The sequence below is a fragment of the Bradyrhizobium sp. AZCC 1610 genome (assembly GCF_036924515.1).
Classification (GTDB): domain Bacteria; phylum Pseudomonadota; class Alphaproteobacteria; order Rhizobiales; family Xanthobacteraceae; genus Bradyrhizobium.
The window spans coordinates 4,741,072-4,761,980 of record NZ_JAZHRR010000001.1 but is presented as its reverse complement, the minus strand read 5'-3'; the positions used below and the strand labels follow the sequence as shown (position 1 = coordinate 4,761,980).

General features: G+C 59.9%; 20 protein-coding genes and 3 pseudogenes. 15 read left to right on the top strand and 8 right to left on the bottom strand.

What is annotated here, in order from left to right; genetic code table 11:
* The first annotated feature begins 121 nt into the window (after positions 1-121).
* Positions 122-406, top strand: a complete 285-nt coding sequence (locus tag V1279_RS23620; protein WP_334440708.1) for a hypothetical protein — start codon at positions 122-124, stop codon at positions 404-406.
* An 80-nt stretch (positions 407-486) separates the two neighbouring features.
* On the opposite strand, the gene V1279_RS23615 is transcribed toward V1279_RS23620, so the two are convergent.
* Positions 487-672: a hypothetical protein gene (locus tag V1279_RS23615; RefSeq protein WP_057840332.1), complete on the bottom strand. Its 186-nt coding sequence runs from the start codon at positions 670-672 to the stop codon at positions 487-489.
* A 358-nt stretch (positions 673-1,030) separates the two neighbouring features.
* Here V1279_RS23615 and V1279_RS23610 point away from each other — a divergent pair, with 358 nt between their 5' ends.
* Positions 1,031-1,240 (top strand): hypothetical protein, encoded by a 210-nt coding sequence (locus V1279_RS23610; RefSeq protein WP_334440704.1) that lies wholly within the window; start codon positions 1,031-1,033, stop codon positions 1,238-1,240.
* 151 nt (positions 1,241-1,391) lie between these two features.
* Here V1279_RS23610 and V1279_RS23605 read toward each other — a convergent pair whose 3' ends face one another.
* Positions 1,392-1,610, bottom strand: coding sequence for a hypothetical protein (locus V1279_RS23605; protein ID WP_334440701.1), 219 nt, complete (start codon positions 1,608-1,610; stop codon positions 1,392-1,394).
* 252 nt (positions 1,611-1,862) lie between these two features.
* Here V1279_RS23605 and V1279_RS23600 point away from each other — a divergent pair, with 252 nt between their 5' ends.
* Positions 1,863-2,156: a hypothetical protein gene (locus V1279_RS23600; protein WP_442894806.1), complete on the top strand. Its 294-nt coding sequence runs from the start codon at positions 1,863-1,865 to the stop codon at positions 2,154-2,156.
* Positions 2,157-2,722: 566 nt separating this feature from the next.
* On the opposite strand, the gene V1279_RS23595 is transcribed toward V1279_RS23600, so the two are convergent.
* The 3 genes from V1279_RS23595 to V1279_RS23585 all read right to left on the bottom strand — a co-directional run bounded on the left by V1279_RS23595 (position 2,723) and on the right by V1279_RS23585 (position 5,233).
* Positions 2,723-2,899, bottom strand: a complete 177-nt coding sequence (locus V1279_RS23595) for a hypothetical protein (protein WP_334440695.1) — start codon at positions 2,897-2,899, stop codon at positions 2,723-2,725.
* Between the two features lie 298 nt (positions 2,900-3,197).
* Positions 3,198-4,190, bottom strand: coding sequence for an SDR family NAD(P)-dependent oxidoreductase (locus V1279_RS23590; RefSeq protein WP_334440692.1), 993 nt, complete (start codon positions 4,188-4,190; stop codon positions 3,198-3,200).
* Positions 4,187-5,233 carry a LacI family DNA-binding transcriptional regulator gene (locus tag V1279_RS23585; protein WP_334440689.1) on the bottom strand — a complete coding sequence of 349 codons (1,047 nt, stop codon included), beginning with the start codon at positions 5,231-5,233 and terminating at the stop codon, positions 4,187-4,189. The genes V1279_RS23590 and V1279_RS23585 overlap by 4 nt, the downstream gene beginning before the upstream one ends.
* 210 nt (positions 5,234-5,443) lie before the next feature.
* On the opposite strand from V1279_RS23585, the gene V1279_RS23580 reads away from it, so the two are divergent.
* From V1279_RS23580 to V1279_RS23545, 8 genes are all read left to right on the top strand, one after another.
* Positions 5,444-6,745: an ABC transporter substrate-binding protein gene (locus tag V1279_RS23580; protein ID WP_334440686.1), complete on the top strand. Its 1,302-nt coding sequence runs from the start codon at positions 5,444-5,446 to the stop codon at positions 6,743-6,745.
* Between the two features lie 73 nt (positions 6,746-6,818).
* The gene (locus tag V1279_RS23575) at positions 6,819-7,706 is read left to right on the top strand and encodes a carbohydrate ABC transporter permease (RefSeq protein WP_334440683.1); all 888 of its coding nucleotides are present in this window, start codon (positions 6,819-6,821) and stop codon (positions 7,704-7,706) included.
* A gap of 9 nt (positions 7,707-7,715) precedes the next feature.
* The gene (locus V1279_RS23570) at positions 7,716-8,543 is read left to right on the top strand and encodes a carbohydrate ABC transporter permease (protein WP_334440681.1); all 828 of its coding nucleotides are present in this window, start codon (positions 7,716-7,718) and stop codon (positions 8,541-8,543) included.
* 9 nt (positions 8,544-8,552) lie between these two features.
* On the top strand, positions 8,553-9,557 hold the full coding sequence (locus tag V1279_RS23565) for an alcohol dehydrogenase catalytic domain-containing protein (protein WP_334440678.1): 1,005 nt from the start codon (positions 8,553-8,555) through the stop codon (positions 9,555-9,557).
* A gap of 5 nt (positions 9,558-9,562) precedes the next feature.
* Positions 9,563-10,636: an ABC transporter ATP-binding protein gene (locus tag V1279_RS23560; RefSeq protein WP_334440676.1), complete on the top strand. Its 1,074-nt coding sequence runs from the start codon at positions 9,563-9,565 to the stop codon at positions 10,634-10,636.
* The gene (locus V1279_RS23555; RefSeq protein WP_334440673.1) at positions 10,633-11,592 is read left to right on the top strand and encodes a sugar kinase; all 960 of its coding nucleotides are present in this window, start codon (positions 10,633-10,635) and stop codon (positions 11,590-11,592) included. The genes V1279_RS23560 and V1279_RS23555 overlap by 4 nt, the downstream gene beginning before the upstream one ends.
* The gene (locus tag V1279_RS23550; RefSeq protein WP_334440670.1) at positions 11,589-12,626 is read left to right on the top strand and encodes a tagatose 1,6-diphosphate aldolase; all 1,038 of its coding nucleotides are present in this window, start codon (positions 11,589-11,591) and stop codon (positions 12,624-12,626) included. The genes V1279_RS23555 and V1279_RS23550 overlap by 4 nt, the downstream gene beginning before the upstream one ends.
* A 46-nt stretch (positions 12,627-12,672) precedes the next feature.
* Positions 12,673-13,800: a mandelate racemase/muconate lactonizing enzyme family protein gene (locus tag V1279_RS23545; protein ID WP_334440667.1), complete on the top strand. Its 1,128-nt coding sequence runs from the start codon at positions 12,673-12,675 to the stop codon at positions 13,798-13,800.
* A gap of 799 nt (positions 13,801-14,599) precedes the next feature.
* Here the strand turns inward: V1279_RS23545 and V1279_RS23540 are convergent.
* On the bottom strand, positions 14,600-14,779 hold the full coding sequence (locus V1279_RS23540; RefSeq protein WP_057848490.1) for a hypothetical protein: 180 nt from the start codon (positions 14,777-14,779) through the stop codon (positions 14,600-14,602).
* 594 nt (positions 14,780-15,373) lie between these two features.
* On the opposite strand from V1279_RS23540, the pseudogene V1279_RS37940 reads away from it, so the two are divergent.
* Positions 15,374-15,531 (top strand): annotated as a pseudogene (locus V1279_RS37940) (DNA ligase); the annotation flags it as partial.
* Positions 15,532-15,974: 443 nt separating this feature from the next.
* On the opposite strand, the pseudogene V1279_RS37935 reads toward V1279_RS37940, so the two are convergent.
* A pseudogene (locus tag V1279_RS37935) lies at positions 15,975-16,522 on the bottom strand (IclR family transcriptional regulator).
* Positions 16,523-16,901: 379 nt separating this feature from the next.
* On the opposite strand from V1279_RS37935, the gene V1279_RS23535 reads away from it, so the two are divergent.
* Positions 16,902-18,119, top strand: a complete 1,218-nt coding sequence (locus tag V1279_RS23535; RefSeq protein ID WP_442894805.1) for a C4-dicarboxylate TRAP transporter substrate-binding protein — start codon at positions 16,902-16,904, stop codon at positions 18,117-18,119.
* A gap of 122 nt (positions 18,120-18,241) precedes the next feature.
* On the opposite strand, the gene V1279_RS23525 is transcribed toward V1279_RS23535, so the two are convergent.
* Positions 18,242-18,553: an ABC transporter substrate binding protein gene (locus tag V1279_RS23525; protein ID WP_334440662.1), complete on the bottom strand. Its 312-nt coding sequence runs from the start codon at positions 18,551-18,553 to the stop codon at positions 18,242-18,244.
* Positions 18,554-18,860: 307 nt separating this feature from the next.
* Between V1279_RS23525 and V1279_RS23520 the strand changes: the two are divergent.
* Together V1279_RS23520 and V1279_RS23515 are read left to right on the top strand one after the other, a co-directional pair.
* Positions 18,861-19,309, top strand: a pseudogene (locus tag V1279_RS23520) (ester cyclase).
* A 126-nt stretch (positions 19,310-19,435) separates the two neighbouring features.
* On the top strand, positions 19,436-20,362 hold the full coding sequence (locus tag V1279_RS23515; RefSeq protein ID WP_334440659.1) for an alpha/beta hydrolase: 927 nt from the start codon (positions 19,436-19,438) through the stop codon (positions 20,360-20,362).
* The last annotated feature ends 547 nt before the right edge of the window (positions 20,363-20,909 follow it).

The window sequence follows — 20,909 nt, the reverse complement described above, 5'->3', positions numbered from 1 at the left end:
ACGTCCTGACAATACGCAGCCAGGACATTTGTTCCCGGAAGTCATCGCCTTGCTGAACTGATCAGGAACCTTCCTCATCGTCGGGATTTAATCTCGTGAGGAAATCAAAGCGGATTTTCAAATGGCGAAGGACTTGACAGAAGATTATTTGAGCCGACGTGGTGGCGCGCCGCTGAAGGTTGCGATTGCGGTCGCGGTTGTCGGCGTGCTCGGCATGCTGATTTTCGACCATGGGCCATGGAACAAGCCGAAGGTACAGCCGGCCTTTATGGCGAGTTACAGCTCCACCGGCGAAGCTGCCCGGGCAGCCGGCGCGCAGGTTATGCCGACCGAACCGAAGCTGCAGGTGGAGCCTGAGCCACCCGTGCCAAAGCCCGTTCATCCGGTTAACCCAGCGCGGCAGTAAAGCGCGCCGTTTGACACGTCGGGCAAATCACCGGCATAACGGCATCCTCACCGAGGTCCGCAAGCTTCCAAACGAACGCGTCAGCGCACGCTGACGAATGCGCCCCAGCACGCAGCCAACCCTGCAGCTACCAGTACGAGCAGCGGATTGTCGCAAAACGGGCTGCCGTATTGGCACATCGCTACACCCAGCGAGCCGATCTCGTGACGGCCCGCCGCATAGAACAAGCCCGACAGAATCGTGAGCACCGCAGCAACGAAAAACATCCGATAGCCTCCTTGCGCTCGGTTGGGCCGCAGGTCGCGCCATCCACAGCCCAACGGTCTTGTTTTCGATGTCGCTGTGCTGAACCTGGTTTGCTTGGCCACTTGACGCGTCGGGCAAATCAGGGGCACATTGGCATCATCGCCGATATCATAGAGCCCGCGCCGGAAACGGCGGCGGGCTTTTCATTTCACAAGACAATCGGCCAAGGCGGTTTCAATTTATCGAAACCGTTTCGTCGAATTTTCTGCAATTTGTTGAGAGCCGGCCATCGGAGTGCAGTGAAGGCTGCAAACCGGCGGAGCCGGTTGCTTGCAGCGCGAGCCTTTATTGCGACCGTCAGTTTGGCGGTGTTCTCCCATGCAATCACGGCTCGACATGCACGCGCAACGAGACGCTCCGCTGCGAATGATGGCGTCCGGAGCATTGATTTTGTTGCCTTCTCAGTTCGAGCGCCACCATGCCGGTTCATACGGCGCCGCTGCTGTGTCATCAAAATCAATGCGCAGACAAACACTTACGATCACCGGCGGCTGGCGCGACATCGTCGCTTTTATCTTGCCTTCCTAATCGGGCGTGCAAAGTCAACTCCGTCCTACGCCTTTTTGCTACTTCTCTAAACAAGCAGCGCTCCTTTCGTATGCGTCCGGAGGCTGCACATGACGTCGGGTCTTGACGAGCCTAGCCGTCTCGGGTGGCAATGCGCCGACTCGGGGAGCTCCTACTCTGTACGGGGCTCAGCAATGGCAGCTTTCGCGATCACCGCTTCGGCACGTTCTATCGCGGCACTGAGTTCATCGCTTTTCCAGGCATCAACCGAATGGCCATCGTCGAACGACCGATCGTTGGCGTCTCGCGCGCGTGCGACCAACTCACGAAGCGCGGCAACGGCTTCGGAGAGCAGCCTGGCATCCGTTCCGTTTCGGGAAGACTGCGTCACCTCTTTATCCCCATCACACCGTAATTATGGACCGCCAGGCAATATCGTTACAAAGGACGACCATTGCAACCGCCCGCGGTCTCATGTTCGCCGTTTGGCGAGAGCCTGGCTTTGCTCAGGCTGTGGCAGCGGCGGGCCCTGCGGAGCTCCAATTCCACGGCAGCAGTTCATCGAGACGATTGACGGGATGTCCATCCATTTCACCAAGCGAGGTTTTGAGAACGTGGCTCGGATTTTCAAGCGATGACTAGAGTGCAGGCTGCGGATGTCAGGGCCATCGTCGCAGAGACTCTGGCCGAACAACAAAGGACTGGTCGAGACGACATCGATGCAATGGTTGTCAAAGCCGTCGCGACGACACTGACATCCTTCGGGATCGACGAAGATGATCGCAAGGAGCTTCGCGCGGATCTTCACCACTTGCGGCGCTGGCGTAGGGGCGTCGAGCAGGTACAGAGCTATGCATTCAAGACTGTCGTCACGGTCATCGCAACAGGCTTTGTCGTAGCTGTGTGGCTCGGCATCAAGGTGACGCTCGGCAAATGACCGCTAACGTGCCAACGATGAGGGAGAGTTCAGGTGCGGCGGATATATCGGAGTCGCGAGGTTGACGCGAATGACAATGACATTGCTGATGTCCGCAGCCTGCACCCCATCGTCGCTTGATAATCAAACTTCGCTTGGCGAAATAGAACGACGACGCGAGGGATACGGGCAAGCGAACCCCGGCAAAAGCACAGAAGCGCGATTCTACCTAATCAACTTAGCGAGCTCGGCTGGCGACTACCCATGGACGCGAAGTGTAGAACGTTCACGGATCGCCGTGGGGCACTGCGAAGCGCTTATCTTCGTACGCCTTGATACGTAAATAGGACCGAGCTCACCGATAAGCTTTGGTCGCAAATAGAGTCGTAGGCCGACAGGAAATTACACAAACCCTATCAGTTGTGCGAGCAGGGCAACATCGTGCACCGCGTCGATAGGTTGCCTCGCCGTCGTCCTCAACAAGAAACACTCTTCGCTTATCAGTTCAGAGGGGAAAGCTTCTGGCTAGCTGTCTTGCGGAACGAAAACAGCTGAGCGTTGCCAAATACTCAACTTGCGAACCCAAGCTACTGCAGCAGAGTATTTGCAACATTCAACTTCGGCGAGCCGCCCGCCACCATCAGATATTGAGCTCCAGCGGACTGGTCTTCAGTGTTTTCCACGTTGAGCTTGCCGCCGCTGCCCGCCTTCGCGTCCGCCGGCGCCTCTTCGACCAGCAAATAATGCTCGAGCGATTTCTCCAACGACTTGGTCGACTTTCCTTTGCGAGAGAAACCGTTTGAGCAGTTGATTTTGAAACGGTCCTTTTTTGGAGGAGGGACCAACTAGCGCTCGATGATCTGAGGGCCTGCATCGTGCGATAGCTGAGCTCGCAGTGTTCATTGCAGCCCAGACCCGTCTCAGCAGATGGCGACCGGGAACGGCACCACGATTTGTCCAATGATGGATTGGAGCGAGAGTTTAGTTCTTTCAAATAGTTAGGAGACGGCGTGTGCACGAGGTGTGCACCGGGAGATCAAAGAAAATCTAGCGACAGCTAAATTAGCAGAGCCTCGACCGGGCGCGCTTCCTCCATTGGAGGCGTGGATCGGCGCGGTCGAGGTATCGACGGCCGGGACCGGCTCTCCAAAGGGATCGAATGCGGGCTGGCTCATGGTGGCTTCCGTTTTTGCTGAGCCTTGCCGTCGCGAGTAACCGTGCGGAAGGGTAGGGGAACGCGTTTGCGGCAGCGCCGTGGAAGCACGTTTTCCGCTGGCGACCCGGGACAGGTCTTCTTCCATAGTCCGGAAATGCGGCCATCAGCCTGCGAGAAAAGCCGCCATCGACGGCGACAACCGTGCCGGTCGTGTATTGCGATGCCGGCATGCAGAGAAATGCGACGGCGCCGGCAATGTCCTCTGGCTGCCCCCATCGTTTGAACGCCGTGCGATCGGCGATACGCTGGTAGTGCGCGCGATCGGATCGTCCTGCGGCATTGATCGCCGTCTCGATATAGCCCGGCGCGACCGCATTGACGCGGATACCTTCTTCCGCCCAGGCCAGCGCCAGCGCCTTGGTCAGCATGACGACGCCACCCTTGCTCGCGCAATAGGCGGGGATGCGCGGCAGCGCGAGCGTTGCGTTCATCGACGCGATGTTGACGATCGAACCTTTGGCGCCGGTAAGCGCAGCCCGAAAGGCCATGCAGGTGCGGAACGTCCCGGTGAGGTTGACATCGAGCACTTTTGTAAAAGTCTCGATCTCAAATTCCTTGTCGCGCGCCAGTATACCGGCGCAGTTGACCAGCGCATCGACGCGTTCATGCCGGCGGGCGAACGATGTAACCGCCTCGTCATTCGTAATATCGAGAGGAATCAGCTGCAATCCCGGTCGGGGCAGCAGTACGGTGCGCGCGATGTCGGCATCGTTGACACCGGTGGCTGTTACCGTGGCGCCGAGGTCGCAGAAAAGATTGGCGATGGCAGCGCCAATGTCGCCGGCGCCGCCGATCACCACGGCATGGAATCCAGAAGCCAGCGCGAAGGGTGCGTTCATCGGGTTGCTCCTTGTTCTTGGGATGATCGCATCGGCGGTGCGGTCGACTCGCGGACGATCAGCGAGTAATCGACTTCGTGATGCATGATGGTCTGCTCGCCCGCGAGGTGACGGACGAGATATTCGCCGGCGCGCTGCCAGGTATCTCCAGTCGGTACATGGATGGTCGTGAGGCTGGGTCGCAGATGCCGGCTCCAGTCGAGATCGTCGAAGCCGACCACCGACAGGTCGTCGGGCACTGAGAATCCGCTGCGTTCTGCCTCCAGCAGCACGCCATAGGCGATAACGTCATTGCCGCAGACCACGGCCGTCGGCCGGTCCTTGAGGCCGAGCAGGTAGCGGGCGGCTTCGCGCGCATCGTCCAGCGTATAGGGCACTTCGACATGCCATTGCGGGGGCGTCTTGATGCCGTGTTCGGCCATCGCGCGGCGAAAGCCGGCGACGCGGGCGCTCGCCCGATCGTTGTTGCGCTGGAGTGCGGACACGATCCCGATCCGCCGATGGCCGAGTTCGATTACATGCGAGGCGGCACGGTGCGCAGCGGCTTCGTTGTCGGTGCCGACACAAGGGTAGGGCCGGTCGGGGCGATAGATGCCGACATTGATGAAGGGCACGGAATAGTCGGCGAGCATCTTGCGCAAGCCGTCATGATGGCAGTCGCCGCGCAGCACCAGGCCGTCAACACCACGGCTGACGAGGTTGCGGGCCTGCTCCAGCTCGGCGTCGAGGTCGTAACCGCTCGTGGTCAGGAACAGCATGTAGCCGACGGAAGAGAGATACTTCTGCAGCGAGGCGATGCCGCGCGCGAACATGGTGTTGTCGATGGTCGGGACGATCGCGCCGAGTGTGCGCGAACGGCGTGACGACAGCTCACGCGCCGGTGCGTGCGGAATATAGCCGACCGTCTCGACGGCGCGCGCAATGCGCGCCCGCAGCGGCGCGCTTACTGAGTCCGGGTTGTTGAGGGCGCGCGATACCGAAGCGATCGACACGCCGGCCTTGGCGGCTACCGCGCGAATTCCTTGTTTTGCGGATCGTTCCATCGCCACGTACGCCGGTTGGCATTTGAAATGTAACGTTACAAGATTAAGGATGCCGGATGCGAGGCGACGTGTCTATCGATATTTGCCTTAGAAGTTGTGTTATGCGCCAACTTGACAGCCGGCTTTGTCGGCCTACTATGTAACCGTTTTCAGAGAATGCCGGTTCAGCCGGAAACGGGGGCGGTCAGCTCCCACCAAGGGAGGAGACCGATGAAAGCCACAGCCTTTGCGGCGCGCCTTGTGCTTGCCGTTGTCGCGGCCGGTAGCGCGGCTTCGGTGGCTTGCGCCGCCGATTTCGACTGGAAGAAATTCCAGGGCAAGACCGTTACCTTCCTCGCCAACAACAATCCGGTGTCGCAGGCGCTGCTGACGCACAAGGCCGATTTCGAGAAGCTCACCGGCATCACGCTGAAGGTCGACGGCTACCAGGAGCAGCAGATGCGCCAGCGCCTTGTCACCGTGATGAACGCACGTAGCGACGAGGTCGACGTGTTCATGTCCTTGCCATCGCGCGAAGGTCCGCAATTCGCCGCTGCCGGCTGGTACGCCGATCTAACGGCAATGACCAAAGGCGCGGTCGCAGGCGACTACGACTATGCAGGCCTCAGCCAGGCTCTGCTGAAGGCGGGAACCTTTGACGGCAAGCTGACCAGCATGCCGATGAATATCGAGGGGCCGATCCTCTATTACCGGACCGACATTCTCAAAAAATGCGGCGTCGAACCGCCCGCGACCATCAAGGACATCGAGCCGGCGGCGAAGAAGCTGAAGGCGTGCGACGCCAATATCACACCATTCGTCTCGCGCGGGCTGAAGCCTGCGATCGCCTATACCTTCAGCAACGTGCTGCACAATATCGGCGGCCACTACATCGCCAACGGCAAATCCAATCTCTGCTCGGGCAAGGGCAAGGAAGCGCTGGAAACCTACAGCGGCCTGCTCAGGGACTACGGACCGCCCGGCGTCGTCAATTACAGCTTCCAGCAGATTTCAGCACTCTATCGCAGTGGCCGCGCGGCGATGTCGTTCGAATCCTCAAACGAACTGCGTACGGTGATGGACGGCGGTGAGCGGCTGAAGGACACCGCGCTTGTTCCGTTCCCGGCCGGCGAAGCGGGGCAGGTCCCGACCGCGATCGGCTGGGGCATGGCCGTCTCCGCCCACAGCAAGCAGCCGGAGGCCGCCTGGTACTTCGTGCAATGGGCAACGAGCCCTGAAATTCAAAAGCGCATGGCACTGCAGGGGATTGCGCCGCCGCGTTCCGCCGTAGCCAACGATCCCGCGTATCGCAAGTGGATCGAGGAGGAGCCGGTGCGCAAGCAATGGCAGGCCGCGCTCGATGTCCTGGCTGCGAAGGGCTCGTCTGAAGTCGGCTATCCCATTGTCGCCAATCCGGAGTCGCGCGAATTCATCGGTCAAGCCGTACAGGATTTGATCCTGAAGCAAAAGACCGTCGATCAGGCCTGCGCCGACGCCGACAAGGGGCTCGATGCCCTGATCGCCCAGAAGTAGCACATGAGGCGTCGGCCGTATTGACGCGGTCGACGCCCTGTCGTTCCAGATTGAATCCGGGAAAACTGCAGGCATGTCCGAGGCTGCCGCCACATTGACTGAAGATCGGCAAAGGCTGGAACTGGCCGCGCTTTCGGCGCCGGCGGTGATCTTCACCGTCGCCATGATTGCGTTCCCGGTCATCTATACGGTCTGGCTCGGGCTGCACAGCTTTTCCTCCACCGGCAAGCAGTCGTTCGTTGGGCTGGCGAACTATGCAAGGCTGCTCGCCGATACCGAATTCTGGCACGGACTGTGGGTGACCATCGCGCTCTATGTTCTCTCGCTGGTGCTGCAACTGGTATTCGGGGTGTGGCTGGCGCTGGTTCTGTTTCACGCCAAGCGTCTGCCGGGCATCGTACGTTCGTTCTTCATCTCGCCCTTCATGATGCCGCCGGTGGTTGCCGGCATGATGTGGCTCGTCATCCTCGATCCGTCGCTCGGTGCTGCCAACTACATTCTGCAATCCCTCGGGTTGCCGCCATCGGAGTGGCTGGCATCGCCGGTCTGGGTAATCCCGACGGTTGCGCTGATCGACACCTGGCAATGGACGCCGTATGTCGCGCTCATTGTGCTCGGCGGTCTGCAGTCGCTGCCGCCGAGCGTTTATGAGGCGGCGCAAATCGATGGCGCCTCGGCGTTCAAGACGTTCCAGCGCATCACGCTGCCGCTGCTGATGCCGACGATCGTCACAGCAACGATCCTGCGCAGCGTCGATCTGCTGCGCTTCTTCGACATCATCTACATCACGACCCAGGGCGGTCCCGGCAACGCGTCGAACACGCTCAATATCTACGGCTTCCGGGTCGGCTTCGAGTTCTTCAACATCGGCTATGCGAGCGCGCTGATGCTGACATTGACCGCAATCGTGTTCGGCGCCGTGCTGGCGTTCAACCGCCTGCGCGGCGCAGTGGCTTGGTGAGGTGAAACCGTGACCGACGCGCCGATCACCGATGCCTGGATACGCCGCCTCAACCTGCTTCAGCTCGTGGTCGCCGGCATCGTTGTGCTGACGCCGACCCTCTGGATGGTGTTGTCCTCGCTGAAGCCGTCATTCGAGGTGACAGCTTATCCGCCGACGCTGATATTCACCCCGACGCTCGAGAACTATGCGCAGCTTACAAAAACGACGCCTTTCGTTAGCTACGCAATCAACAGCCTGATCGTCACCATCGGCTCGACCGCACTCGGCCTGTTGTTCGGAATTCCCGCGGCGTTTGCGGTATCGTGGACGCGCATTTCATGGCCGGCGATATTGACGCTGGCGGCGCGGATGGCGCCTGGCACGCTATTCCTGCTGCCGTGGTACGTGATGTTCCGTCAGGTCGGCATGATCGGCTCCTACACCGCGCTCATCCTGAGCCATGCCGTCATCACGCTTCCGATCGTCATATGGGTGCTGTTGCCGTCGTTTGACGGCATTCCGCGCAGCGTCTTTGAAGCGGCACAGGTCGATGGCTGCAGCGTCACGCGCATTCTCTGGCGGATAGCGCTGCCGCTGGTTGCCTCCGGCGTGGCCGTGGCGTCCATTCTGGCCTTCGTGTTTTCCTGGAATTATTTCCTGTTCGCGCTGGTGCTCTCGAATGGCGACAGCAAGACGTTGATTGCAGCGGCATTCAACTTTATCGGCGAAGGATCGACGCAATGGGGCGCATTGATGGCCGCGGCGACCCTGATCGCGCTGCCGCCACTGATTTTGGCTGCGCTGGTTCAGCGCTGGCTGGTATCCGGGCTGACGCTTGGCGCGGTGAAGGGTTAGGGCTTTGAGATGAACGTCGTTCCGCGATCCAATTCGATCATGCAGGCTGCCGTGTTCCACGGCGGCGACCGCATCACCATCGAGCGCATTGCGATGCCGGAAGTGTCGACTGGCGAGGTGCTGGTGCGCGTCTCGCGCACGGCGCTGTGCGGCTCCGATTTCAAGCTCTGGCACAAGGGCGCCGAATTCACCGCCGGTCACGAGATCTTTGGCGTGGTCGAGCAGCCCGGCCATCCCATGCACGGCAAACGGTGTGCCGTCTACATCCCGCTGCATTGCGACCGCTGCGCGGCTTGCCAACGCGGCGATACGCAGATGTGCCTTGAGGTATCGAGCCTGATCGGCTGGAACAGGCCCGGCGGCTACGCCGAGTACGTCCCGGTTCCGGAAAATTGCCTACTGCCGGTGCCTGACGACATCGAAGATAGCCTGGCCCCGCTTCTGCTCGACGTCATCGGCACGTCAGGTCATGCCGTGCGTTTTGTCAGTCGTATCGTGCCGCCGCAGGAAGCGAGTCCGGTTCTGGTGATGGGCGCGGGGCCGATTGGGCTCGGCGTGGTGCTGGCATTGCGCAGTCTCGGCTATCGCGACATTCATGTCGCCGATCCCAATGCGGCGCGCCTCAAGATCGCGCAGTCCTTCGGCGCGAAGGCGCATCCGGTCGGCCATACGTCGAGGCGGTTTGCGCTGATCATGGAATGCTCAGGCGCGCATGCGGCCCGCAATCTCGGGATCGAGCTCGTCTTGCCGCGCGGAGCCCTTGTGCTGGTTGGCGAGAACGTCGCGCCCTGGACGATCGAGGAGGGCAAGGTGTTTCGGCGCAAGGATTTCTACATGATCCGCACCTTCTATTTTCCGGTTAGCGATTTCGAGCCGAACGTGGCGCTGCTGCGCCGGTACAAGGAAGAATATCGTGTCCTCGTCGATGGCGAATTCGGGCTCTCGGCGCTGCCGGAGAACTTTGCGCGCTTTGCCAAGGGCGAGTTGATCAAGCCCGTGCTGGCGCTGGATTAGCGATCATGGCCTCGATCTCGATCCGCAACCTCGTCAAGTGCTACGGCAATTACACCGTGATCCCCGATCTCAATATGGAGATCGCGGACCACGAATTCGTCGTCTTCGTTGGCCCCTCCGGCTGCGGAAAGTCGACATTGCTCAGGATCATCGCAGGGCTCGAGCCAATCACGGCGGGCGATCTCTATATCGGCGACAGGCGCGTCAACGGTGTGCGGCCGGCGCAGCGCGATATCGCCATGGTGTTCCAGGACTACGCGCTCTATCCGCATATGCGGGTCTACGAGAACATGTCCTTTGCGCTGGAGCTGCGCGGCACGCCGAAGGCCGAGATCGACGCACGGGTCAAGCGCGCGGCAGCGCTGCTGCACATCGAGCCTTATCTGAACCGCAAGCCGAAAGAATTGTCCGGCGGCCAGCGCCAGCGCGTGGCGATGGGCCGCGCGATCGTACGCAATCCAAAAGCATTTTTGTTTGACGAGCCGCTCTCCAACCTCGACGCAAAGCTGCGGGGCCAGGTGCGCGCCGAGATCAAGGCGCTGTCGCAGGAGCTCAAGACCACAATGATCTTCGTCACCCACGACCAGATCGAGGCCATGACCATGGCCGACCGGATCGTGGTGATGCAGGGTGGCACGGTGCAGCAATACGATACGCCGGAAACGGTGTATGAGCGGCCGGCGAACCAGTTCGTGGCCGGCTTCATCGGCTCGCCCGCGATGAATTTCCTTCCCGTCGAGTGGCGCGAGGATCGCGCTGTCTTTTCCCACGATGGGACCGTCGTGCCTCTGAACGGTGAGTGCGGTGGCCGGCTGCGAGCAGCCGGCAACGGTGTACTTGGAATTCGTCCCGAGCACTTCGCTTTAGTGGCGGATCCGGCCGACGGCATTGCTGTCAATATCAGGCTCGTCGAACCGCTCGGCTCGGACACGCTGATTCACTTCGATATTGCCGGCGCTTCGGCTATTGCGCGGGTCGATCCGTCGCTGCGCCCGAAGGTCGGCGATTGTCTCCGGCTTCGTCCGCAGGCTGGGAAGGCGCATCTGTTCAACGGCAGCGACGGTCAGGTGTTGCGGTGAACCAACCCGGCAGGATCGGAGATCGCGTCGCGCTGGCGGACATCGCGTCCGAGGCCAGGCGCGTCCGGGTCATCTGCCTGGGCTTGTCCGCGCTCGACCAGATCTGGCGTGTCGATCGGCTCTTCTTCGGTCAAAGCGAGAAGATCAGGAGTCTCGACTATGCGACGCTCGGTGGCGGCATGGCGGCGAACGCTGCCGTGACGGTCGCCCGGCTCGGCGGTTCGGCCGCGTTCTGGGGCCGGGGCGGGGACGACGCAGCCGGGCACGAGATGCGATCGGCCTTCGTGGCCGAAGGCGTCGACGTCGAGAACTTCAGGCTATTTTCTGATGGCCGCTCGTCCGTCTCTGGCATCATCGTCGACAAATCCGGCGAGCGGCAGATTGTGAATTTTCGCGGCCTCTACCCCGAAGCTGCCGATTGGCTTCCGGTGGAAGAGGTGGCGCGCGCGTCGTCGGTGTTGGCCGATCCACGCTGGGTTGAGGGTGCGGCGGTCCTGTTTGGCAGAGCACGTGCGCTCGGTATTCCCACGGTGCTCGATGGCGACGTCGCCGATGCCGAGGTTTTCGAACGGCTGCTGCCGCTCACGGATCATGCAGTCTTCTCTGAACCGGCGCTCGCTTCCTTTGCGGGATCGGTGAACGATGAATCCCTCCCGAACCTCGCGCGCTTCAAGTGTCGCGTGATTGCGGTGACGCGCGGTCACGGCGGAGTTAGCTGGTACGAAGAGGGCAGTCTGCACCGGCAAGCCGCTTATCCCGTCGATGTCGTGGACACCACGGGGGCCGGCGATGTCTTCCACGGTGCCTACGCCTTTGCGGTAGGCGTCGGTCTTGAGGTGCGCGACGCCATGGCGTTTGCCGCCGCGAGCGCCGCGCTGAAATGCACCCACTCCGGCGGCCGCGTCGGAATCCCATCCATCAACGATTGTCTTGCATTCATGAGGACGAACCCATGAGAACGATTGGAAAGAACCGCGGCCTTGCGCGCCTGGCGGACGCGGACGGCCACTTCTGCATGGTCGCGTTGGATCAGCGGCCGCCGCTGTTCGACGCCATCGCGCAGGCGAGGGGCATTACGCGGGATCAGGTCGAATATGCTGACGTGACCGCCGCCAAGCGTCTCCTCGTCGAAAACCTCGCGCCTCACTGCAGCTCGATGCTGTTCGATCCGAACTTCGCCGTGCCTGCGGCGATCGACCTGTTGCCGGCACGTTGCGGACTCATCATGACGCTCGAGGAGCACCGCGTCGAGGAAACGCCGGGCGGACGCAAGTCGCGGGCGATCACCAATTGGAGCGTCGAGAAGATCCGCTCCATGGGCGGCGACGCCGTAAAAGTGCTCGCTTGGTATCGGCCGGATGCGGATCCGGCGGTGAACGAGCATCAGAAGCGGTTCGTGCGCGAGATCGGGCAGGACTGTGCGCGCTACGATATTCCTTATGTGCTGGAGCTCCTGGTCTATCCCTTCCTCGGCAGCGCCAATCATACGGCTGACTACGTAGAGTCTCCGGGCAAGCTCCCGGGCCTCGTGGTCGAAAGCGTGCGCGAGTTCGCCAAGCCGGAATATGGCGTCGATCTCCTGAAGCTGGAAAGCCCGCTTGCCGCCAACAGCCTGCCGCCGCGCGACGGAAGTCCCGCGGCGCTGGCGGCGCAGAAGGAATTTGACGCGATCGGCGACGTCTGCCGCGAACGCAGCATCCCCTGGGTGCTGCTGTCGGGCGGCGCGGCGCCGGAGAAATTCGAACGCGTGCTGGATTTTGCCTATACAGCGGGTGCAGGCGGCTTCCTCGCCGGACGAACGATCTGGCTCAATGCCGTGCTCAAGAACTTTCCGGACCGCGCAGCGGTTGCAGCAAGCCTACGCAAGGATGGCCTTGCCGTGCTGGAACGGTTAAATGATCTCACCACGGCCAAAGGAACGCAATGGAGGGCATGCTTTCCGGCATTCAGCGACATCAAGCAGGAGGGCGACTTCGCACGCGCCTACTGACGGTGCAAACGCTCACTAGGTCTGTTGTGGTCGGTGGATCCGGAAAATGACATCTGATACGTTCACCCTCCGCTCTGTCGAAGCGCGCTGCTACCGCTATCCATTGTCGACGCCGGTGGTGACGTCGTTCGGCAAGATGCTGAACCGTCCGGCGGTCTTCATTCGCGCGGTCGATGACGATGGCGTCGAGGGATGGGGAGAGGCTTGGTCCAATTTTCCCGCACCCGGTGCCGAGCATCGTGCACGGCTCGTCAATGAGGTGCTCGCGCCTGCCGTCGTCGGACGTAAGTTTGATGGCCCTGTGCAAGCCTTCGAGACTCTTACGCAAGGCACCGACGTGCTGGCGCTGCAATCCGGTGAGGCCGGGCCCTTTGCGCAGGCGATCGCGGGAATTGATCTGGCGCTGTGGGATCTCCATGCGCGCCGGCGGAAGATACCGCTGTGGCGGTTGTTGGGCGGCCGGACCGGCAAGATCAGAGTGTATGCGAGCGGCATCAATCCCAGCGGCGCCGTGCGGACGGCTGAGGCAGCCCTGAGGCGCGGGCATCGCGCGCTGAAGCTCAAAGTCGGGTTTGGCACCGAAACGGACCTCGCCAATCTGGCGGGGCTACGAGCGATCGCCGGCGCGGGCATGCTCGCGGCTGATGCGAATCAGGGCTGGACGGTCGAGCAGGCGCTGGAGATCCTGCCGCGGTTACGCGAATTCGATCTCCGCTGGCTAGAAGAACCGATCCGCGCCGATCGGCCGCGAACGGAGTGGCGGGCGCTGCGTGCAAGCGCGGGCACGCCGCTTGCCGCGGGCGAAAACATTGCAAGCCGGGAGTACTTCGAACAAGTACTGTCGGAGGACGTGCTTGGCGTGGTTCAGCCGGATATTGCAAAGTGGGGCGGGCTCACCCTTTGTACGGGATTGGCGCGCGACATCCTCAAAGCCGGCAAGGCGTTTTGTCCGCACTATCTCGCCGGCGGCATTGGCCTGCTGACGTCCGCCCATCTGCTTGCCGGCGTTGGAGGTGATGGCTGGCTGGAAGTCGACGCCAATGACAATCCGTTGCGCGACCAGCTCTGTGGTCCCGTTGCGAATGTGACCGAAGGCACCGTCGTACTGAATGAAGAACCGGGACTTGGAATAGTGCCCGATCTCTCTCGTATCGACCGATACCGCAGCATTTAGACGAGACCGAGAGTGGAGCACAGTGTCGCCCGGCGATGCCAGCTTCTGAACCGAAGCGGACGACTATTGATCTCGTTTCGTTTAGGTCGCTCTAACTAGCCCATACTTCCCCATGATGGATTGGAACGAGAGTTCAATTTTTTCAATTAGTTAGAAGGCGGCGTGTGCACGACGTGTGCACCGAGAGATCAAAGAAAATCTAGCAACAACCAACGTAAGCAGGCTGAATTGGACGCGCTGGGGTGACAGCGGCGCGCCGATTTTTGAGAGGGGAGTGATCTCGTTCAGCAAGACGCGAATTTGCGCCTATCACTTGCCGAGGTTCAATTCGCGGGTTGAGCCGTTGCTTGGACGTTGGCTCACTGGCTGACAGTAACGAGCTCTACCGCACTCCGCTCGAGCTGATCCCGCCGTGGCTGGAATCGCCCCGTTGACTGGATTTCTGGCGTGGTCTCTTTGAGCGTTTCGTTGGCTATCAGATAGATCAGCCCAACGTTTGCCTTTCGCGATTGGACTCTACTACCTGTTGCGCGCTCAGACGGTCAAGCTAGGATGGAAACCAAAGGGAGACCGCGATGGTTATCCTTGGTGCCATCTTAGTGGTCGCAGGAAGCGCGATTGTACTCGGGTGCGCTATCTTTTGGGCTTGGTTTGCTTACCGGCAGAAGGGATTGAGCGGCCCAGACGAGGGGGATCATCCACCCGAGGTCCCAACACCGTAATACATCCTGCACCAACGTGAAGCACTATCGGGGCAGGATGCTGGGTCAGAAAATAGTTTCTGAAAGCGGGCAAGTTCTTAGTCGCGCATCGATAGGGATATCCCAAGCTTTGCTGCCATAACAGTCGTCGCACCGGGAGTCCGCTTCAACGCTTTTGCGATCTTGGCGACGCCTGACTTTGCCTTTGCCATGGTCTTCATTGTTCGAACATCGTCCTTTGTCCACGCGCGGCGAACTACTTTCTTAGCTTTTGCCATTCTTTCTCCGAATCGTAGGGGGCGGAGCCGGGCTTCTATCATGACCGTCTACGTTGGCGATAATGAACAAGACTACATTGCGAGAATGTGAATGCGGCTTCGCCACGTGAAATTCAAATGTGTGAACTGGATTACTGTTTCGGCCGGAAAAAACGGGCATGTAACCTCGCGTTGCGAGGGGACAATTCCAGCATGGATGACCGATTTTATAGGGATAGAGCGCGCGTCCTGCGGGATCTTGCGGATGAGGCAGACCCGTTGATTAAGCAACGGCTTTTGCGTCTTGCCAACAATTACGACGATATAGCCACAACGAAGACGATACGTAATCACGCGGAAGAAGGGCCTGAGCTAGGTCGTGACGTAAATTAGCCGATACCCCGGGGGGCGTTTTATCTTTAGCGGTTTTAGGGCTTCGACCGGTGGGTGGTAAAAACGACGCATCCGCAAAATGGGTGAAATCAAGTACCCGACACCGACCGCGCTTCCAGACACAGTAGTTCAGATTGACCAAACAATTGCATTTCGAGGTCGAGAATTGATCGGCCCGTTCGGGCTTTCAGAGTCGCCAAGAGTGAAGAACTCGTACACGCGGTTGCTTCCGATGCGTGGCATGTAGCGGCGGGTTCTGCAATCATCGATGGCGAAGCCGTGCACCCGCTAAAGACGAGACGACAGATTTTTCAAATCTGCAAAACGAACTGAAAGGGCGATCTACCAAGATAGTGCTGGTCGTCTTTGATTTGCTCTATCGCAAATAGCTCATCGCGGCATTTGGGGTTGAGCTGCGGTTGCTTGCCGAAATTGAACTTCGGGCCAAGTCGTCGGAGGGCAAGTTGCGGCATCCGTTCTTCAAGGGGACCAGAGAGGATTTGGCATGACCAAAGCTATCGAGGCGCAACCGCAATGCCACATCGACGCGGATTCCGTTCCTTTGTGGTCAGTATCGTACAGACGCAACCGGAATGAAGGGTAGGCTTCGCGTGTGTGGTGCAATGCAGCGGCGGCGGTTGCGGACTCGTCGAGGTACCTCCAAGCCTCGAACGGGTCCGCTCGCGCCGCTCTTCGACTGATTGCGCGTATCGACTGCGCCACCAAGCGCTCGGTCAAATCCAGCATGATGGCGCGCGCCGCCGCGCAAAGCGGACTTTCGTCCCTGCCATTAGATGCAAGTATCTTTGGAACGCCGGATGGCTCAGCGTCTAGATGAAGCGCCTCGCCAGCCAAGTCTCTTCGACAGCGCCCCGCAGAGCGTCAGGACTTCAGGACGAAGTTCCTTAAGCTTCTGACGTGTCATTCGACTCCGCGGTCCGACAACGCATAGCGAGCCGACTACGCGTCCCGAATAAGCGAACACCGGTGCTGCTATGCATCGAATACCCTCGATATGCTCTTCGTCGTCATAGGCGTAGCCGGACATCCGAACGCGCTCAAGTTCCGCGGCGAACGCCGCTTGCGTCGTGATGGTCTGTGGCGCAAAGGCGTTGTAACGTAGCCGCGGCAGCAGGCCCTAAGTTCGGCCTCCGGCAGAAATGCCACGATGGCCTTCGCGACGGCGGTTGCGTGTATCGGGCGCTTGGCGCCTACGCTCTGAACGACGCGCACCGGGCCTTCGGCGTCGCGTTTGGCGACGATGGATACGGTTCCATCCCTGTAGGCAGCCATGCTGCCGCCTTCACCGCTGATACGGGTGAGGCGGCAACGAATGGTTGCGCGATCTCGCCGAGCTGTTCGGGCGTCCACATTCTGCCGGTCAGTTCGAATAGCTTTGAAGTCAGTTCATAGCCGCGTGACCGGTCGCCGCGATGGTCTCGAGCACCTGCAATCCACGCTCAAGTGATTGGTGAGTACCCGTCCCCGGCGGCGGTTCCTCAGCCGCGGACAATATTCTGGTCCGCATCTTTCCCGGAGCATTGACCGGCCGTGGAACGGACTTCGCCTCGGCGGAATTTACCCTCGCGGTGGTTATCGCGCTGTTTCACGGTATGAGAAAGCAAGGTCCACCTGCTTTCATTCGGTTTAGCATCGGCCTCGGCGGCAAGCCGTCGTCAGAATGGCCGCCGCAAGAAAAAGACGGGAGGCACGGGACGGCACGCCGGCACAAAGCCGCAGGGAGGATGTGATGAAGAATTTGGCTGTGATCACGTGTGCTGCGCTCGGCCTGTGGGCGCTCGACTGTTCGAATGTTTTGGCTCAGGCACCGAAAACATTCACGCTAAAATTCAATCACGTGCTTGGCCCGAAGGAGCCATACCACGATGGCTTCCTGAAGTGGGCCAAAGCCGTCGAGCAGCGCACCAATGGCGGCCTCAAGATCGATGTCTTCCATTCCGCGCAACTGGGTCTCGAGGAAGACATCATCGAGCAGATCAGGCAGGGAGCCAATATCGGCCAGAACACCGACGCCGCGCGTATGGGAAACTACGTTCCCGGCATCGCCGTGATGAACGGACCTTATTTCGCCGAGACGCTGGAAGAGGTTGCCAAGCTGCGCAAAGCGCCGACCGTCGCAAAATGGCAGGAAGAACTCGCGACCAAGTTCGGGCTCAAGGTGGTGTCTTTCAACTGGGTGCAAGGCTATCGACATTTCTTTACGAACAAGCCGATAAAGACGCCGGACGATCTGAAGGGCCTGCGCATCCGCACGCCGCCGGCGCCAATTTGGCAAGAGTCGATACGCGCGCTCGGTGCCGTTCCGGTAGCGATGGCATTCGGCGATATGTACCCGGGACTGCAGCAGCGGGCGATCGATGGTGTCGAGCTGGTTTACAACAACATTCCGGGTGGCCGCTTCTACGAGGTGCTTAAAGTCGCGAATGAGACAAGGCACATCATGCTGATCAACTTCGAAGTCGTCGGCGCCAAATGGTTCGACAGCCTGCCGAAGGAGTATCAGGACGCGCTGGTGGAAGAGGCCGATCGAGCCGGAGAGGAGACATCGCGTCAGATCCTGAGGCTAGAGGAAGAAGTCGAGCAGCAATTGAAGTCTCGCGGCATGACGATCAACAAGCTTTCCGAGCGGGCACGCAGCGATTTCGGCTGTCTGTTATCTGACGCTCGGCTTGATGCTTGCTCAAACGCAAGCTTCCCGCTCTGTTCGCATCCATCTTATAATGACCGCCGCGATCCTTGCCCTGCTGGTCGGAGTCAGCCGCATATATCTCGGAGTTCATTATCCGAGCGATGTGTTGGCGGGCTGGTGCTTCGGCACTTCGTGGGCGCTAATTTGCCAGATGCTCATGTCGTATTTTCAGCGCACCGGAATGATCGAGCAGCCGAGCGACTAGTCAGCGTTGCGCCGCTCAGGCGTCAACTTTGCTCGCCTGCACGGACGAAGTGATCGATGACGTCGGACTTCCGCTATTGGCGGCGGGTCATTCGGCAAATTTGTGATGCCGTTTCGGACGTGAAGCAGCTTATTCGATCACCCGGTCAGCTCGGGAAAGCAGCGTCGCAGGGATTTCAGTACCAAGCTATTTTGAGGTTGATGATCAGCTCAAGTCCGGTCGGTTGTTCGATGGGCAGATTGGAGGGGTCCGCGCCATCCAGAATCTTCATGACGAAATAACCGGTTCGACGCGGTATCTTATAGATCGATGCGCCGTAGCCGACGAGGCCACGCGAAAGATTTGGCGTTTCCAAACACACCATCGGCAGATTTCGGAAGCAATAGAAACGTGGGCGCGCCGCCCACGTGAATGGCGGTGGATCGGGCGCTATTGTCGCCCACCGCGCCTTACCAAATTCAATATGGCTGCCGTCGCCAAGTGGCACGGAACGCGCAACACCTCGCTTCTGTTTGGTTGGTGCCAATCAGAGGAAAGAAGGGATGCGTGCTTCTGCGTTGACTGATGACTCACTCCGGGACAGCAGTTATCCGCGTTAGCCGTGAAAGGCACGATGGGCGGAAACGATATTCTTCTCGCGTCGGAAAACGGGTGGTTGGAACATCAGTCGTGCACTAGGTGAGAGGGACGATGTCACGCGGCAAGAATTTGGAGGCGAATCTGAGTTTACCGCTGAAGGCCGCGGCGTACGTTTCGCTTGCGAACTGTGGGGCACAATAGAGAAGGAGCTGCGAATGTCGAAGGAAGAAAAAAACAAAGCTGTTGTAGGCCGTTGGTTCAAGGAGTTCTGGGGCAATCCCTGGAACCCCGATATCGTCGACGAGCTGGCTGCGCCTGACATACTGTTGCAGTATTCGCTGCATGAGCCGCGCCGCGGTCGCAAGGACGTGAAGGAATTCATGATTGGATTCCGCAATGCGTTTCCAGATCTCAACTTCTGGGGCGCTGCGGACTTGATCGCGGAAGGCGATTACGTCGTCGGTCGCTGGGAAGGCGGGGTACACACACCGGCTCTGCTTTCGATGACTTCATCATCGGATCATTGCCGGCAGCTTCTGGTCGGAAAATGCGCTTCACCGGAATTACCGTGCTCCGCGTCGAGAGCGGCAAAATCGCGGAAGAGGTCGGCCTGGACGACGGCGCGACCGCGCTGCAACAGCTCAACATCTTGCGCGCGGCCTAGTCAATCGTGATGGCCATCTCCGACGATGTTGGTAGCAGAAACGAGTCGGACCGGGGTCATTCCCCGGTTCGGTTCGCTGCTTGGTGGCCACAAGCGGCGTTATTAAAAACAAGGAGGACAAGCTCAATGAGTATGAGTCGCAAAGAATTAACGTTCGCCTCCGGCCATGATACATGTGCTGCGTGGTTCTACCCCGTGGTGGCGGAAAAAGGGGCGAGACCTATCATCGTCATGGCCCACGGATTGACCGGCACACGCCGAGACCGTCTTGGCGCGTTCGCCGAACGGTTTGCGGCCGCCGGTATCGCGGCGCTCGTTTTCGATTATCGAGGCTTTGGCGACAGCACGGGCGAGCCGGATCTATTCGAGCCTTCTCTTCAGTTGGAAGACTGGCGCGCTGCCATCGCGTTTGCTCGTTCTCTACCCGATATCGATGCCGGACGCGTGGCGACGTTTGGCTCCTCGTTGGCCGGGGGCAACGCGCTCGCCGCGGCAGCGGAGGACCTCCAGGTGGCCGCGGTTATCAGCCAGGTTCCATATCTGGACAGGGACACCCAGACCTACACCAAACCTCAGCACGTCGTGGAGGAAATGAAGGCTGCAGCAGCCGAAGGTCGTTATTTGGCTTCCGTTGGTCAGCCCCATGAGGCGGCATTCATTAGCGCGCCCGGAGCTGAGGTTGGTTGGCGTCGTGTTGTCGCAATCGGTGAGGAATCTCGATGGCGGAGCCGCGTCTCGGCGTCTTGGCTGCTAGGTCCTCCGTATAGTCCCATCCGACATGCCGCCTCGCTTCACTGTCCCTGGCTGGTTTGCATCGCTACGGACGATCAGGTTGCCAAGCCGGGACCTGCAATTGAGGCCGCGCGCCAAGCCCCGAAAGGTGAGCTCCGCATCTATCCAGGTGTCGATCATTTCGACATCTACGATGGGCCGTCCCACGAGGCAGTGGTCGCGGATGAGATTGAGTTTCTTCACCGCCACCTGCTAGGCCGTAGCCTCTGCGGAACAACTAAAGCAGCGTCGGAGTTGCCGCGAGTTATTTACCCGCGTTGACCTCGGGTGAAAGCCCAGTTGGTGAAGGCGTTGCGAAAGCACGAAAGTAGCGCCGGCATCTTGCAAATCAAGATAACAAAGCCATGGTGACCAGATGGTTTTCTGAATACTGGCACAAAGGGAATGCACATCGTCGATGAGTTCGGCGCAGATGACCTCGTATTCTCCTATCGTTTGCATGGCGAGCTGCATGGCCGAGAACTAAACCTGATTTTCCGTGTCGTTTGAGATGGGTCAAAAACAGGCATCCCGGGAATGACCGCCTCTGGCACTTTTGAGACTTGCCGACCGGCCCTGACGATGTCCGTTCACCGGGGTACACCGGAAGTCTTCGTCGGACGGTGAAAACGACGCTTTTGACCCCAAGCGGACGTGCAGCCTGATCCATACCGTGGCTCAAGCGCGGTCTTTATCGTCGCTCCTCGGACTCTTTTTGGGGGGCGCATTGTCAGGGCAGCTGGATCATTCGTTCCAAGCCTGCCCTCCGGATAGTCGCGCGGCTGTCGTGGCGCTGTTGGCCTATGACTATCCAGTAGTACGGCTGATC

Coding starts and splice junctions, on each gene's coding strand:
- V1279_RS23550 (WP_334440670.1), top strand. CDS start 11,589: ATGAGAACGATTGGAAAGAACCGCGGCCTTGCGCGCCTGGCGGACGCG.
- V1279_RS23565 (WP_334440678.1), top strand. CDS start 8,553: ATGAACGTCGTTCCGCGATCCAATTCGATCATGCAGGCTGCCGTGTTC.
- V1279_RS23515 (WP_334440659.1), top strand. CDS start 19,436: ATGAGTATGAGTCGCAAAGAATTAACGTTCGCCTCCGGCCATGATACA.
- V1279_RS23620 (WP_334440708.1), top strand. CDS start 122: ATGGCGAAGGACTTGACAGAAGATTATTTGAGCCGACGTGGTGGCGCG.
- V1279_RS23535 (WP_442894805.1), top strand. CDS start 16,902: ATGAAGAATTTGGCTGTGATCACGTGTGCTGCGCTCGGCCTGTGGGCG.
- V1279_RS23545 (WP_334440667.1), top strand. CDS start 12,673: ATGACATCTGATACGTTCACCCTCCGCTCTGTCGAAGCGCGCTGCTAC.
- V1279_RS23575 (WP_334440683.1), top strand. CDS start 6,819: ATGTCCGAGGCTGCCGCCACATTGACTGAAGATCGGCAAAGGCTGGAA.
- V1279_RS23580 (WP_334440686.1), top strand. CDS start 5,444: ATGAAAGCCACAGCCTTTGCGGCGCGCCTTGTGCTTGCCGTTGTCGCG.
- V1279_RS23540 (WP_057848490.1), bottom strand. CDS start 14,779: ATGGCAAAAGCTAAGAAAGTAGTTCGCCGCGCGTGGACAAAGGACGAT.
- V1279_RS23590 (WP_334440692.1), bottom strand. CDS start 4,190: ATGAACGCACCCTTCGCGCTGGCTTCTGGATTCCATGCCGTGGTGATC.
- V1279_RS23610 (WP_334440704.1), top strand. CDS start 1,031: ATGCAATCACGGCTCGACATGCACGCGCAACGAGACGCTCCGCTGCGA.
- V1279_RS23585 (WP_334440689.1), bottom strand. CDS start 5,233: ATGGAACGATCCGCAAAACAAGGAATTCGCGCGGTAGCCGCCAAGGCC.
- V1279_RS23615 (WP_057840332.1), bottom strand. CDS start 672: ATGTTTTTCGTTGCTGCGGTGCTCACGATTCTGTCGGGCTTGTTCTAT.
- V1279_RS23560 (WP_334440676.1), top strand. CDS start 9,563: ATGGCCTCGATCTCGATCCGCAACCTCGTCAAGTGCTACGGCAATTAC.